The following is a 15,302-nucleotide window of genomic DNA, read 5'->3' on the forward strand; positions in this document are numbered from 1 at the left end:
TCAGCAGGATGGATGAGGGCGTCTGGAGAGTTCGTCTAGACAAGCAGGGCGCTGATCTTGTCGAAATCCCCCTCGTCGAGGTCCACGAGGGTGAGGTCCTCGTAGGTGAAGGGCAGCCCGGCTTCCGCCGACTCGCAGTGGCGGACGAGATCCCGGAGGGCTGTGTCGAGCGCGTCTTGCAAGCCTGCGATGGCGTCTTCTGAGAAGCGCGCGCGACTGTAGGAGATGCGCAGGCAGAGCTCGCCGTCGAGCTGGTGCCCCATCAGTTCGAGCACGTGCGTCCGCTCATTGTCGGCGTCGTGCTCGGGAGGGAGCGTCTCGGGCGCAGGCGGGAAGTCTTCCTCGCCGTCAGGCGGCAGCGGCACCTCGCCGAGATAGCTGAACGCGATCTCCGGCTGCGGCAGCGCGCGTAGCGCCTGCCCAGTCGTGGAGGCAGGATGGACGTACCGCGCAACGCTGTAGGCCATCACCTCTTCGGGCTGCGGTGCTGCCTCCTGGCTGAACAGCGTAAGCGCCTCTTCGGGCGTGCCTTCGTCCGGGAGGCTGACCCACAGCGGGTACTGGTCCGCGAAGGCGCCGACGGTCCTCGACAAGTCCACGCCGTCGAAGGCGTGGGTGCGGCCGTTGGTCTCCACGTCCACCCACCAGCGCTTGAGCCCGCCCCACCGGCGAAGCGCCAGCGCGATGCCGGCCACCAGGACCTCCTGCCCCCGCAGCCGATAGCTCCTCGACACGAGATCGAAGAGCTGACGCGTCGTCGTCGGGTCCAGCCAGCGGGTAGCCGTCGCAGTCGACGCGTGGGTGCGCGCAGCGGAGTCTGGCTCGGTCGCCATCAGCCGGGCTGGCAATACATCGGTGACCTCGCCGAGCCGATCCAGCCAGTAGGCCGCGGCCTCCTTGGAGGGCTCCAGGGCCTGGAGACGAGTCCCCCAGTCCAGCACCGAGGTCGTCTTCATGGCCGGAGGCGCTTGCGTGCCCGACCGCACAGCGCTGTAGAGGACTTTCATGTCCTCCTGCAAGACCTGCCACGAGAAGCCGTCCGTCACCAGGCGGTGCATGATGAGCATGAGACGCCCGCGCTCATCGCCCTGCTGGAAGTAGATGCTCCGGAAGAGCGGTCCCTGCCCGATGTCCAGGCTGCCTGTGCCTCGCTGCAGCGCTGCGGCGAGCGCGCGCGCCCTGGCCGGAGGCGGCAGTGCGCTCAGGTCGACGACGGTCAGCGGCTCGTCGAGCGCGGCGCCAATTTCTTGACGCCGGGTCCCATTCACCACTGGGAAGCGGGCGCGTAGGCCGTCGTGCGCACTCGTGAGGTCGCTCATCACGCTCGACAGATCGCCCGCCGTAAGCGTCGTCGGTGTCTCGCAGAGGGCCGAGAGCACCCAGCCTGCGGGCGCGGCCCACGACCGCTCGAAGTACCGGGCCTGGAACGGTGTGAGCGGGGCCGTGCCAGTCACGGGGCCCGTGCTTGCGATCTCCACAGCACCGGCCTCGACCACCTCGGCCAGTTCTCCCACGGTCTGATGCTGGAAGAGCTGCAGCGGAGTGAACCTTATTCCGGCCTTCCGCGCGTGAGCCACGAGTTGGATGCACAGGATCGAGTCGCCACCGAGGTCGAAGAAGTTGGCGTTGACCCCGATTTCTTCTAGGCCAAGCACCGACGACCACACCGCGCAGAGTCGATACTCCACGTCGTTGCGTGGCACCACCATCTCGTCCGGCAGCGCGTCGTTCGGATCTGGCGGAGGGAGCGCCTTGCGGTCCAGCTTGTCGCTCGGCGTCCTCGGGAACGTCGTTCGGATGACGAAGAACTGGGGCACCATGTATTCCGGCAGCGCAGCTCGCAGCGCGGTTCGAAGCACAGCGGCATCCGGCGGCGCGTCTGGATCCTTGGGCAGGACATAGGCGGCGAGTTGCTGACGGCTGGGCCCGCCGACCGGCACCACGGCGACCTCGCGGACCGCGTCGTGGTTGAGCAGCGCCTCCTCAATTTCACCAGGCTCCACGCGGTAGCCTCGCACCTTGACCTGCGCGTCCACTCGGCCGACGAACTCGACCTCTTGGCTGGGGAGATGGCGCACGACATCGCCTGTGCGATACAGCCGCTCGCCCGTCGCCCCGGGCCACGAACTCGGCACAAAACGCTCCGCCGTCAGCCGCGGCTTCGACCGATACCCGCGTGCCAGCCCAGCGCCACCGATGTAGAGTTCGCCGGGCATGCCCACGGGCGCGGGGTTGCCGAACCGATCGAGCACCAGCAGTCCTTTCCAGTCCACGGCGCGGCCGATCGGTATGCTCGTGCGCTCGTCGTCGGGATGGCACGTGTGCCACGTCGCATCGATGACGGTCTCCGTCGGCCCGTAGACGTTGTGCACGGGCAGCGACTCCAACGAAGCGGGGAGCGCGGAGAAGTAGCGCTCCTTCAACTCTTGGAGGAACAGCTCCCCCCCGCAGAAGATGTGACGGAGCGCCGTGCACTGCGCCAATTCGGGGACGTCGAGGAGCATGTCGAGCACCGAGGGGCCGGTCCCCAGCACCGCGCACCGGTCCCGGGCCGCCATGTCGACGAGGGCTTCGAGGTCTCTGGCTTCGCCCGGCGGCGAGAGGCAGATGCGCCCTCCGCTCGCGAGCGGCCAGAAGAACATCCACACCGACGGGTCAAAGCTGAACGAGAAGTTGTGCAGCACGGCATCGCCAGGCCCTAGATCAAAGACGCGCTGCCTCCACCTCAGTTGGTTGACGATCCCGGCGTGTGTGACCATTACCCCGCGGGGCTTCCCGGTCGACCCCGACGTGTAGACGATGTAGGCGAGGTGGTCATCCGAGAGCGCGCGGCGCGGCGGGCCTGGGTCTTCTCCTGCCCGTAGGATATCCTTCACCTCGCTCGGCTCGATCCAGAGGCGCTCGACGGGCGATTCCGACGACCGCGCGGCGCAGGCCTCCTCGGTCACGAGCAGCTTCAGACGCGCGTCCTCTTCCATGAGGCGCTGCCGCGCCACCGGGTATTCGGGGTCGATGGGCACGTAGGCGCCGCCGGCCTTCACGGCAGCGAGGATGCCCATCACCATGGCTGGCGTCCGCGTCAGCCTCAGTCCGACCGCGTCGTCAGGACCGACGCCGGCCTCTTGCAGCCGGCGCGCAAGGGTGTTGGACACCGTCTCCAGGGCCGCGTAGCTCACATGCTCCGTCCCGACCGTCAGCGCGATGGCATCCGGTTTCTGCGCGACCTGCTGCTCGAAGAGGGCTGGAAGCGTAGCCGGAGACGTGGGCTCGACGACAGGCTGTGCCCCTTCGATGCTCCATCCCGACGGCGGCAGCTTGGCGGCCGGGATCTCGGCCACGACGCAGTCTGGATCGGCCACGCACGCCCCCAGCAGCGTAAGGAACGAGTCCGCCATGGACTGGATTGTCGCCTCGTCGAAGAGCGCCCGGCTGTATTCAAACACGCCCTGGACCTGCCCATCGCGGTGGTAGAGCGCCAGCGTGAGGTCGAACTTCGCCGTGCCGGTGTTGACACTCTGCTGCTCGCTCGCCAGGCGCAGGGACGGGGCGACCTCGTCGTAGGTCCCGCCCGGTGTAGACCCGTGCTGGCCGTACGAAAAGACCACCTGAAAGAGCGGGTGGCGGCTCAAGTCGCGCTCCACGCCAAGGAGGTCGACGAGCCGGTCGAAGGGCACGTCCTGATGGGCATCGGCTTCGAGCATCGTCGTGCGGACGACCTGCACGAGGTCGCGGAACGTCGCGGTGGCGTCGGTTCGGCACCGGAGCACGAGGGTGTTCACGAAGAAGCCGATCAGGCCCTCGATCTCGCTTCGGGTGCGTCCCGAGACGGGCGTGCCTACGGTGATGTCGTCCTGCTCGGACCAGCGACTCAGCATCGCCACGAACGCAGCCAGGAACCCCACAAAGGGCGTGGCGCCCGAATGGGACACGAGGGCCGCAAGCGACGCCGAGAGCGAGGCAGGAATCTTCACCGGCACCCACCCGCCTTCGAACTGCTGCACGGGCGGACGCGGCCGGTCCGTGGGCATAGCCAGCAGCGGTGCGGCGCCTTCCAACTGTGTTTGCCAGTACTGCTCCTGGCGTGCGGTCTCGCCGAGCCGGTCCTGCCGTTGCCAGACGGCATAGTCGGCATACTGCACGTCCAGCTCCGGCAGCCGCTGGTGCGGCAGTCCCACGTGCTTGCGATACCCGCCGATCACTTCGCGGAGCAGCAACTCCATCGACCACCCGTCCGAGGCGATGTGGTGCATCGTCACGAGAAGCTGCCACGCCTGCGGCCCCTCCTGCAGCAGGCACGCGCGCAGGGGTACGTCGGTCTCCAAGCGGAAGCAACGGTGCGCCTCGGCCTGCTCCCAGCGCTTCGCCTCCTCTGCGCGCTGCGATCCCGGTAGCCCCTGGATGTCGATGTGCGCGAGCGGCACGGAGGCGTCGGGGGCCACGACCTGCTGAGCCCGTCCTTCGTCGTCTTCCGAGAACGTGGTTCGGAGCGTCTCATGCCTCGCCACGACGGCCTGCAGACTGCCCTCAAGTGCGGCCACGTCGAGGTCCCCGACCAACCGGACATTCAGCGGCAGGTTGTAGGCTGGGTTCGCCGGATCCAGCCGGTAGAGAAACCAGAGGCGCTGCTGGGCGAAGGACAGCGGAAACCCCTCCCCTTCCACTCTCTGCTGCCGGACGATGCCCGCGTTGGCCTCGCGTCCCTGAGCGGCCTGCCGCTGCCGCGCCCGAAGCACGAGCAAAGCGCGCTGCCGGTCCGTCAGTTCGTCAATCTTGACCTGGTTCTGTATCATCCTGGCAGGATGTCATCCTGCTCAGCGGTCAAAGCAGGTGGGCGATTGGGTGGTAGCATGGCTGGAGCGCGCTTCGCAGGCTAGACGAGGGTTGGCCCACCTCGGAGTGCTCCTTTTTCTTCTTCCAACAGGGCCGCGACTTCTTCGTCCGTCAATCCGTCCAGTTCGCTCAGCGCGTCGGCTAGCTCGGCGTCAGACAGAGAGCCGAGAAGGAGGTCCTCGACGGCCGCTGCGAGGCCCCGCACGGTCGGCTGGTCGAACACGGTCGCGAGCGGCACGTCCACACCGAAGACGGTGCGGATGCGTGAGACGAGCACCGTTCCCACCAGGCTGTGCCCCCCGAGCAGGAAGAAGTCGTCGTCGACCCCCACCTGGTCCAGGTCCAGCAGCTCTTCCCAGATCTCGGCGAGTTGTCCCTGGATGGGCGTCTCGGGCGCCGCAAACGAGGCCTTGGTCGCCCCCTTCGTCTCGGACGGCGGAAGCGGGCGCTCCGCGGTGGCGCACCACGCCACGAACGCCGGCGGGGTCTCCAACGAACCGAGCGAACGCTCCGGAGCCTCGACCAGCTGGGTGAGCAAGGACACGTAGGCCTCGGCCAGCAGGGTCATGGTCGAGGGCCTGTAGAGGTCGAGATCGTAGGTGAGCGTCAGCTCCAGGCCCGACGCCGTCTCGACTACGTAGAAGTAGAGGTCGAGCGGGGTCGTGTTGTCGGCGTTGCGCTCCATCACCTCGACGCTCAGGTCGGGAAGCGTGAGCTTCTCGCGCGACGCGCTCATGTGGCTGAACGCGACCGGGATGACGCGCCCTAAGCCGGCTGGCACGCCGGTTCTCTTCAGATGGAACAGCTCGTGGAGCGGCACGTCGGCGTGCTCGTGCACGGCCAGCATTGCCTCGTGCACGTGCCGGACGTGCGCAGAGCCAGGCTCCTCCCCTGCCACGTCCGCGCGTATCAGCAGGTCGCTGGCGAGCATGCCAATCAGGGTCTCGGTGCCGGGTCGGCTCCGGTTGGCCATCGGATAGCCGAGGACGAAGCGCTCTTTGCCTGCCATGCGGGCCGCGACAAGCTCGAACACCCCGAGAAGCACGGCTACCAGCGAGACCTGCATTTCCTGGGCGAGCGTCTGAGCCGCGGCCGCGACGCCGTCGGGGATGGGATGCACGAGTTCGCGGCCCACCGCCATCGGCACGCGGGGCCGAGGCAAGTCGGTGGGCAGCGCCAGGGTGAGCTCGACCCCGTCCAGCGTGTCCTCCCAGAACGCCGTCTGCTCTTCTACCACGTCGGTGGTGAGTCGCCCGTGTTCCCAGGCCGCGTAGTCATCGAACTGGATTCGAAGCGGAGGGAGCCCCACCCCAGCCCCTCGGCAGAGCGAGTCGTAGACGGTGCCCAGCTCGCTCAAGAAGAGCTGCTGCGAGGCATGGTCGAAGGCCAGGTGATGGAAGACCGGGAGGAACACCCAGGAGGTGGCTCCTACGCGAAGGAGCGTCGCCCGCATCGGAGGCTCCGAGGTAAGCTCGAAGGGCCGTTCGAGCTCTACTCGAATGTGCTCCTGCACCGTTGCGTTTACGTCCGCCGCGTCTATGTCCTCACTGTCGCTCGTGAGGTCGACGCGGGTGAACGCCATCGGGCACGTCGCGTGAATGGCGAGGTGCGGGACGTCCCCGTTGGAGATGACCGTAGCCCTGAGGATGTTGTGGCGCTCCTGGATGGCTCGCACGCAACGCTCCAGCACGTCCGGGTCCAGCGGCCCTTCGATGCGGAGGGGCGTCAGCACGTTGTTGCCCGCATTGTCTGGACTCAGCAGTTCCCGAAACCAGATGCGCTGCTGCCCGGCCGTCAGCGGCACAGGACCCGTGGCGGACCTGCGCGGAATCTGTGACGTCGAGGCGCTGCGCTTCCGTGCGGGCGCTTGCTGCTGAGCCGCGAGCAGTCGGCTCGACAACGCAGCGAGGTCTTTCGGGTCGATGTCGCTCAGACGATGTGAGAGGTCACCCATGGAAGTCCTTCGGGCTCGGTGCAGAATGGCTGGCCTGGTACACCAGGCCACGTTGGATTAGTCGTGGAGGACGCCGTCCGTAGCGAAGTCGGCGCCCTCGACCTCGGCCAGGCCGTCGTACCCCATCTGCTTCAGCTGACGGGCGACGATTTCGGGCGCGAGTTGGGCGATGCTGGCGTGCTCAAAGAGCGCCCGCAGCGGTAGTTCGATGCCGTAGGCGACGCCGAGTCGCGTCACCAGCTGGGACGCGAGCAACGAGTCGCCGCCGAGCTCGAAGAAGCTGTCGTGGATCCCGATCTGCTCGACGTGCAGGGTCTCTTGCCAGGCTTCCGCGAGCGCCTCCTCCAGTTCGCTTCGCGGTGGCTCGTAGCGGGTAGCCAGCTTCGGACGCTGGTGGAGCGAGTGAGCCGGTGCCGAGAGCCGCTCGACGAGGTGGCTTGCCGTGAGGGCCGATGTGCGCGTCTCGAAGCGCTCCAGAGGTTCGATCGAGACGGCGACCTGGGGCCCGACGGCGCTTCCCAGGATCCGAGCAAACGCTTCGGCCCCGAGCTCCGGTCGGATGCCGTCGCCCTCCGTTGCCTGCAACGCTGCCGGTTGGCTCGGCTGGAACTCGGCCGCACCCAGGGCCTCGATCTTCCGCACCGTGTACCCATTCAGCCGCGCGCAGACGCTGCCCGTTTCGTCCGTCACGAGCACGTCTCCACAGAGCACCGCGTCGGACGCGCTGCGGTCGTGGACGCGGACGTGGCTGAAACAGGCCGCCGGCATCGGCGCGAACACCTCGACCGACTCGTACTCCAGCGGGAGGTATGTCCCCGTCCCCGCTGCGCGCAGCAAGCCCGTCGCCACGTCGAGCAGCGCTGGGTGCACGTCATAGTGGTCGACATCGGCTGCGAACGCTTCAGCGAGTTCGAGGCGAGCGAGCAGTGCGCCTTCGCCGTGCCACAGCTCTCGGATGAGGCCGCGCCACCGGGGCCCCAGGCCCAACCCCTCGTCGTCCGTTTCGACGTAGTCCGCCTGTTCATACGATGCTTTGATTGCGTCGAGGTCGAGATCGTCTGGCTGCCCTGCGCCTTCGACGACGACCGCCTTCGACACGGGGCTGTGCTCGCCACCGGCTTCGTAGAGCGTGACCTCCGCAGTGCCGTCCTCTCGCCGCAAAACCCGCACCTCAATGGGCGTGCTGGTCCCGTCCTCTACGATGAGCGGCCGGAGGAACTGAACGGCGCGCAGCATGGTGGCTGGCCTCTCTGCCCACGTCGTTGCCGCGGCGTGCATCAGGCCAACCATCGCGGTTCCCGGCAGCATACCGCTGCCTGCCACCCGATGCTCGTCCAGAGGCCACTGGGTCGATGGGTCCAGGGTGCCCGTCAGTATCAGTTCTTCTGCGCTTTCCAGCTTCACTTCGCTCAGGAGCGGATGCATGCCGTTCGCCTGGCCGTTGCCCGCCGGTTCTTCGAGGAGGGCGCGCACCCGCGGCGACACGACAGCATGAGCCGCCTGCCCCACTTCTGCCCATCCGCCCCAGTTGATCGCGACCGTGCGATGCGTGCTCGCATAGGCCCAGGCATCCAGGACCGCGTTCGCGGCGGCATGATCCACCGTCCCAATCCCTCCAAAGAGCGCGTGCAGGGACGAGCACAGCACCACAAAGTCGAGGTCGCATTCTGCCAAGGCAGCTTCGAGGGCATAGGTACCCAGCACCTTCGGGGCCAAGACGCTGGCTGCCGCCTCGCGCGTCTTCACCTGGATGAGTCCGATGGGTGCCACGCCTGCCGCGTGAATCACCCCGCGAAGGGTGGTCTCGTGTTCGTCAACGAGTGCCGCTAGCGCCTGTGCCTCTGTCACATCGACGGAGCGCACAGCCACGGTCACCCCTGCGGAGCGCCACGTGGCAATACGTCTCGCCGTGTTGGTATGGGCGTCGCGAAGACCGTCTTCGGAGGCCGAGCGGCTCGCCAGAATGAGATGCTTCGCCCCTGCCTGAACCAGGCGTTCGGCGAAGGCCAAGCCCAGCCCTCCGAGCCCTCCGGTGATGATGTAGGCGCCGTCTCCATCGACGCTCTCCTCCCAGCGCTCGGTGTTCTGTTCGGGTAGAGGCTGTGCGGAGAACTCAAGCACCCAGCGCCTTCCGTTGCGGTAGGCTACCGTGTGATGGCCGAGTTGGACCTCGGCGCACTCACGTACGATGGCTGCACTCAGCGAGGAAACGTCGCGCGCGTCGGCATCGACATCCAGGCTGATGCTCTCGAATCCTTCGATCTCCTGAGGAGCTACGCGGCATGGCCCGAGCAACGCCGCCCGCGCTGGCATGAGGGACTCCGCTCCGGTGACGGACTGCACCTGATCCGAGACGACTGCCAGACGAGGCACCGCCCCGCCGTAGTCGCTCCAGGCCTGCAAGAGGGCCAGCAGGCTATAGAAACTCGCTTCCAAGGTCTGTTCGATCTCACGCGGATCAGAGGTCGGCGCAGATCGGAGCGGGCCGTGCTCGGGCTGCGACGCCCCGCCCAGGTTCAGCAGGTGAACGACACGGGTGGGCGACATGCCGCGCTCCGCTAGGTCATCCAGCATCAACGCGTAGTCACCGGCCTCCGTCAACCGTGCTGTGTACGAGACATGGGCTCCCGCCGTCGAGCGTTCCTCGACCGCGTAGCCGTCCCCGCTTGCCACCTCAGCCCACGAGGCGCCCATGGCCTCCAGCCTGCCGCGTACGGCGTCTGCCAGGGCTTGCTCGCCGTTTCGAGGGGCCACAAGCAGCCAGGTCGCGTCTGATGCGTGCTCTTCCTCGCGTGCTGCAAGCAGCGGCGTCTGCCGCCATGTTGGCACGTAGAACCAGTCGTCCAGAGAACGTTGAGCGTGCTCCTCCGCCATCCTTTCCCGACTTTGTGTGGCCGTCTCCGCGGCCATCGGGAGGGCATAGCGCGTGCGCTCGAACGGATAGGTGGGGAGTGGTACGCGTCGGCGCTCGTGCCCCTCGTGATACCCGGCCCAGTCGATCTCAGCGCCACCGAGCCACAACTTTGCGAGCGCCGATGCAACGGTGGTCGTGTCAGCCTTGCGTTCCCACTCGTGGGGCAAGGACGCTAGGACGGTTGGGGTTTCTACATCGCTCACGACTGGGTTCTGTAGTGCCCAGGCTCCGAGCGTGTTGCCTGGTCCCACTTCCAGCAGCATGCTCCGGCCATCCTTCCACAGCGTTGCTACTGCGTCGGCGTAGCGGACAGGTTGCTCCAGGTGGCTGCACCAGAAGGCGGGGCTCATTGCCTGGTCTGGGGTCACCCAGGTGCCGGTCACGCCCGACACGTAGGGACGCTGGGGCGCTGCCAGTCGGATGGCGTGAAGCGCTTGCTTCAACTCGGCGACGATCGGGCGCATCCGGTGCGTGTGAAAGGCATGCCCAGTTTGGAGGAGGCGGCTCCCGATCCCCTCCGCTTCAAGTGCCTTGGCGAAAGCCTGGACCGTATCGACGCCTCCCCCGACGACCGTGAGCCTCGGCGCGTTCACCGCGGACACGGAGAGATCCGGCCCTAGGCGCTCTACCACCTCGCTCTCCGGCGCGGAGACGGCCAACATGGCTCCCGGCTCCAGCGCTTCTATGAGGCGGGCGCGCAGCGCTACGATCCGAAGCGCGTCCTCCAGCTTGAACACGCCTGCGAGCGTCGCCGCGACGTACTCCCCGATGCTGTGTCCGAGCATCGCGCGCGGAACAATGCCCCATGACTCCCAGAGCTGGGCCAAGGCGTAGGACACTACGAACTGCAGGGGCTGGGCGTATTTCGTCGAGCTTGTCGGTCCATCGGTGCCGTTTTTCGGCTGGTCGCGTTGCAGCATGCGCCTGAACGCGTCCCCTCCGGACGGCTCCTCGTCGGGCTCGGCGGTCTGCGCCGGGTAGAGATGCTGACGCAGGTCGCAGCCTAGGTGCGGTTCGAGCAGACGCGCGCATCTGTCGACCGTCTCTTTGAACACGGGCTCGGTGTCGTAGAGCCCCCGGCCCATGCCCACGTAGTGGTTGCCGAGCCCTGGAAAGAGCAGATCCACGGGCCGCTTGCTGGCGTCGTTGTACCCTTCAAGTATCCATTCAGGGTCGAGGCTGCGGAGTATGTCAGCCGCCTCGTGCCCCGTTGGGATGAGGGCTACCCGGCGGTGGTCCATGCGCTGCCGTCCGACGTGCGTCGTGTAGGCCGCGTCGGCCAGCGTGGGCGCGCCAGGCTGGCCGAGCGCTTCGGCCAAGTCCTTCGTCGCGGCGTCGAGCCGCTCGGCTGAGCGGGCCGACATGAGCAGCAGCTCCACGGGCCGGCTCGGACTCGACGACGTGGCTGGGGCGGCCTCTTGCAACACCACATGCGCGTTGGTGCCGCCAACGCCGAAGGCGCTCACGCCAGCTATTCTAGGACCGCTCTCTGCCTCCCAAGGACGAAACTCGTCGACCACAAAGAACGGGCTGCCCGCGAAGTCGATGCGCGGGTTGGCGCGGTCATAGTGCAAGGACGCTGGGAGTTGTTTGTGCTCCAACGCCAAGACCGTTTTGATCACACTAGCCACACCCGCTGCTGCATCCAGGTGGCCGATGTTCGTCTTCACGGAGCCCAGCCCGCAGAACTGTTTGCGGTTCGTGCTCTGGCGAAACACCTGCGTCAGCGCTTCGACCTCGATGGGGTCGCCGAGCGGAGTGCCGGTACCGTGCGCCTCGACGTAGCTGACCTCGCTCGCGTCGACGCCAGCCAGCGCGTGGGCGAGCGCGATCACCTCGATCTGCCCATCGACGCTCGGGGCCGTGTAGCCCGCCTTTCTGCGCCCGTCGTTGTTGATGGCGCTCCCTCGGATCACGGCTCGAATCGTGTCGCCGTCACTCAGGGCATCTTCGAGGCGCTTCAACACGAGCACCCCGACTCCGCTTCCTGAGACGGTGCCCTGCGCCTTCGCGTCGAAAGCCCTGCAGTGGCCGTCCGCCGAAAACACGCCTTCGCGCGCGGTGTAGCCTTGCTCGGCTGGGTAGGACAGGTTGACGCCCCCGGCGAGGGCCAGATCGCAGCTGAAGTCGATCAGGCTCTGGCACGCGAGATGGATGGTCACCAGCGACGTCGAGCACGCCGTCTGGACGGTCATGCTGGGGCCGCGCAGGTTCAGGTGATACGAGACGAGGGTGCTGAGGAAGTCCTTGTCGTTCCGGATCCGGTACTGCAGCACATCGCCTGCCTCCTCCTGGGGCGCCTGCATGGCGTAGGAGAGCAGGTACGTGTTCCAGCCCACCCCGGCAAAGACTCCGGCCAGCCCTTCGATGTCCTTGGGGTTATAGCCGGCGTCTTCGAGGCTCTTCCAGCACTCCTCCAGAAAGACGCGCTGCTGGGGGTCCATGACCTCGGCGTCCCGCGCCGAGAGTCCGAAAAACCCGGCATCGAAGCAGTCGATCTGGTCGATTGCTCCGGCTGCGGGCACATACGTGGGGGACGAGCGAAGCGCTTCCGAGACACCCGCCTGCCGGAGGGTGGCCTCGTCGAACCGGCGGATGGACTCGACGCCGGCGGCTAGGTTCTGCCAGTATTGGTCGAGGGTGTCTGCGCCCGGAAAGCGTGCGCTCATCCCAACGATGGCGACGGCAGCACTGTCTTCGAGGTCGGTATGCGGGGTCTTCATGAGTGCGGGCGTCGTTGATGTGTTCGGTTGCGGGCCTTCCGACGAGCGAGGCGGGCTGCCGCAGCAGTGGCCGCCGACGCGGAGCTGGACAAGGGCCGGTGGGCATACAGGTTGTAGATGCCCGTCCCTTCGTAGAGCGTGTCTTGCTCGGCCAGCACGCGGTAGCCGTGTTCGTGTAGCAGCGCGTTCATGGCTTCGACGCGGCCTTCGGTGTCGTGCACCTCGACCACGATCTGCTTGATCTTCGGCCAGTCCTCCTCCGAGAGCCCGTGCAGCACCTCCATCTCGCACTTCTGGACGTCGATCTTGAGCAAGTCGATCGTGCTGATGCCGTGCTCCGCGATGACGTCGCTCAGTCGCCTGAGCTGGCACGTGAGGGCGGTGCTCTGGAGGCGTGCTTCGAGCAGGTCGTCGGCGTGCTTCATCACCGCTTCCATGCCCGGCATGCCGTGGTCGCGTTGGTTCTCCATCAGCGAGCGCAACACCTGCCGCTCCTCGTCGAGGTCACCGTGGAACGACGACATGCCCGAGCTCTGCGGGTAGAACGTGAACGAGGCCGTGGTCTCTTCGTCGGAGATGCCGAAGTTGTGCAGGGTGGCGTCGACGCCGTGACGGCGCCGGTTCTCGTCGAGTATGCGATAGAGCGGCGGTGCCGGCTCGAAGCAGAAGAGCCGGGGGCGCACGCACAGAAAGTGCACCGACAGCATGAACATCCCGATGTTGGAGCCTACGTCGAAGACGCAGGCGTCCTCCGGAAGCGTGATGCCGTTGCGGAAATAGACCTGCTTCTCGAACAAGTCCTCGTAGAAGAACAGGGCTTCCGTGGGACTCTGACAGACGATGTCGAGTCCGTTCGGAAGGCGCACTTCAGTCATGGGAGCTACGTCGTTCATGAGCCCTAGGCCATCGGCTTGATTCCTGTGAAGTAGAACAGCCGCCAGAACAGGTGGAAGTGCGGCAAGCTTGCGGTGTAGCCGAGGTAGCGCTTGGCTCGGTCCAGACAGTCCTCCGCCGAGCAGTTCATGTCGAAGATCATCCGGAGATACCGGCCCGCTGCGGCCTCGTCCTCGAACACCCAGGGCACCGAGTGGACGCCCCATTCCTGCAACTCGATGCCCGAGAACTCGCAGATCGTCTCGAGGTCCATCCTGTCGAGGAACCTGTAGTCGTGCCCGGTGCTGCAGTGGGCGTGGATGTGGTCGTCGAAGAACCGCTGCACGGTGGTGTGATCCGCAACATCGCCGATGATGAGGCGACCGCCCGGCCGGAGGAGGCGGTAGAACTCGCGGCAGAGGGCCACCTTGTCGGCAACATGGTGCAGCGAGGCCAGGGTGAACACGGTGTCCACACTGCCGCTCGGGAAATCGATCCGGTCCCCGTCGAGCGAGATCAGGCGCACGTTGGGTTCGTCCCGCAGGCCCCGCGGCATTTCGTCTGCGGACATCTTCGAGCCTTCGACGGCGACGACCTCGCCGGTGGCGCCGACCTGCGCGGCCACCGGCAGCGAGAGCACGCCGGTCCCGCACCCAAAGTCGAGGATGCGCTGCCCGGGCTGGGCGGCCACCTTCTCCAGCATGAGACTGAGCTCATGCACACGGACGGCGGGCATCTGCTCGTTGGCGCGGCGATAGTTGCGCCCCCGCCTCCCCTCGTCGAAGTCCGTGCCCCCCTCCAATTCGTGGGGGAGGTGCTCCATGGGAAGCGTGGGGGCACTGAGCGTGCCAGGCGCATGCCCGTTCCCGTTGATCGGTGCTGTACCAATGTCTGGCGAGGTGTACGATGGGCTTTTCATCGACGTGTAGGGTTAGGTCTGGGATCCGGAGGGGCCTGGCTGGGCGGCAGACAGCGCGCCCGCGGGTGGTGCTGAACCGTAGTGCACCGTGACGTGCGGAGGGAGGGGCTGGATATCTGTGAGGGGATGTATAAATGTGAGATGCGCTCCGTCCCGAGTGCCGACCTCGAAGCCACCGAAGACGAAGCTGACATACATGGCCCGGTTGCGGTCCGTCTGGACGAAGTCCGCCGCGAGCCGTACGCCGGCGTCGCGCGCGCGCTGCTGGATGTGCGTCATCAGCACACTCCCCACGCCGCGCGACATCACGCGGCACGACATGAGCAGCAGTCTGACGGTCCACTCTTCCGGCTGCTGCTCCACCAGTGCCAGCCCGATGGTCCCGTAGTCGCCGTAGACATCGGAGAGGCTGGCTACCATGAGCCAGTGGTCCGGGGCATGGCGAAGCGCATCGAGCTCTTCGTAGGTGTAGGTGCGCCCTGTTGAGTTGAGTTGGTTGGTGCGCACGGTCAGTTCCTCCGCGCGCTGGAGGTCGTCCCGGGTGGCCTCGCGGATGGTGAGCTTCATCCCGAGCGTGGCGTGGAAGTCCTTTTTAGGCCCCTCATACACCGACTCTGCTTCCTTTCGACGCAGATCCGCCTGGTAGAGCGACCGGCGCTTGCCGGACTCGGCTGTGATGAACCGAGGGGTGAAGGCCGCATGACTGGGCAGCGACTTGGCTACGCTCGGATCCAGACAAAGGACTTGGGGGAGCGCGAAAGTCACCTCGTCTCGTTCGTAGGGCTGGTCGTCGACAAACGCCACCGCGTCGAGCCCAATGTTTATCTCCGCTGCAATGCGTTTGACCGAGACCGACTTCTGACCCCAGTTGATCTGCGGAAGCAGAAACAAGTCCGCTAGCCCGTGGCGGCGCAGCATCTCAAGCGCCGTCGCCTCGTCGTTTCGGCTCGCAATCGAGTGCAGTATTCCCCGCCGATCCAGTTCACGGATCGTGTCGACGAGGTCGTGCCTGAGTTCGACGCTCTCCTCTAGAAGGACTCCATCCCAAAGCGTGTTGTCCAGATCCCATACCACGCACTTGATGGTTCG

At 66.5% G+C, this 15,302-nt stretch carries 6 protein-coding genes; all 6 read right to left on the reverse strand.

Features of this window, described 5'->3' with window-relative positions; genetic code table 11:
* Positions 1–35: 35 nt before the first annotated feature.
* The 6 genes from AAFU51_17115 to AAFU51_17140 all read right to left on the reverse strand — a co-directional run bounded on the left by AAFU51_17115 (position 36) and on the right by AAFU51_17140 (position 15,287).
* A complete protein-coding gene (locus AAFU51_17115) occupies positions 36–4,790 on the reverse strand; it encodes an amino acid adenylation domain-containing protein (GenBank protein ID MEO1572975.1) in 4,755 nt (1,584 codons plus the stop codon).
* An 80-nt stretch (positions 4,791–4,870) separates the two neighbouring features.
* The gene (locus AAFU51_17120; GenBank protein ID MEO1572976.1) at positions 4,871–6,784 is read right to left on the reverse strand and encodes a condensation domain-containing protein; all 1,914 of its coding nucleotides are present in this window, start codon (positions 6,782–6,784) and stop codon (positions 4,871–4,873) included.
* Positions 6,785–6,841: 57 nt separating this feature from the next.
* Complete coding sequence (locus AAFU51_17125) at positions 6,842–12,421, reverse strand: SDR family NAD(P)-dependent oxidoreductase (GenBank protein ID MEO1572977.1); 5,580 nt, start codon at positions 12,419–12,421, stop codon at positions 6,842–6,844.
* On the reverse strand, positions 12,418–13,314 hold the full coding sequence (locus AAFU51_17130) for an FkbM family methyltransferase (protein ID MEO1572978.1): 897 nt from the start codon (positions 13,312–13,314) through the stop codon (positions 12,418–12,420). The genes AAFU51_17125 and AAFU51_17130 overlap by 4 nt, the downstream gene beginning before the upstream one ends.
* 5 nt (positions 13,315–13,319) lie before the next feature.
* Positions 13,320–14,117, reverse strand: coding sequence for a methyltransferase domain-containing protein (locus AAFU51_17135; protein ID MEO1572979.1), 798 nt, complete (start codon positions 14,115–14,117; stop codon positions 13,320–13,322).
* Between the two features lie 108 nt (positions 14,118–14,225).
* Positions 14,226–15,287: an HAD-IIIC family phosphatase gene (locus tag AAFU51_17140; protein MEO1572980.1), complete on the reverse strand. Its 1,062-nt coding sequence runs from the start codon at positions 15,285–15,287 to the stop codon at positions 14,226–14,228.
* Positions 15,288–15,302 lie beyond the last annotated feature (15 nt).

Source organism: Bacteroidota bacterium, from assembly GCA_039821555.1.
Classification (GTDB): Bacteria; Bacteroidota; Rhodothermia; order Rhodothermales; family Rubricoccaceae; genus JBCBEX01.

What these genes read in the sequence shown, in the direction of transcription:
- AAFU51_17115 (MEO1572975.1), bottom strand. Translation starts at nt 4,790, where the DNA reads ATGATACAGAACCAGGTCAAGATTGACGAACTGACGGACCGGCAGCGC.
- AAFU51_17120 (MEO1572976.1), bottom strand. Translation starts at nt 6,784, where the DNA reads ATGGGTGACCTCTCACATCGTCTGAGCGACATCGACCCGAAAGACCTC.
- AAFU51_17125 (MEO1572977.1), bottom strand. Translation starts at nt 12,421, where the DNA reads ATGAAGACCCCGCATACCGACCTCGAAGACAGTGCTGCCGTCGCCATC.
- AAFU51_17130 (MEO1572978.1), bottom strand. Translation starts at nt 13,314, where the DNA reads ATGAACGACGTAGCTCCCATGACTGAAGTGCGCCTTCCGAACGGACTC.
- AAFU51_17135 (MEO1572979.1), bottom strand. Translation starts at nt 14,117, where the DNA reads ATGGAGCACCTCCCCCACGAATTGGAGGGGGGCACGGACTTCGACGAG.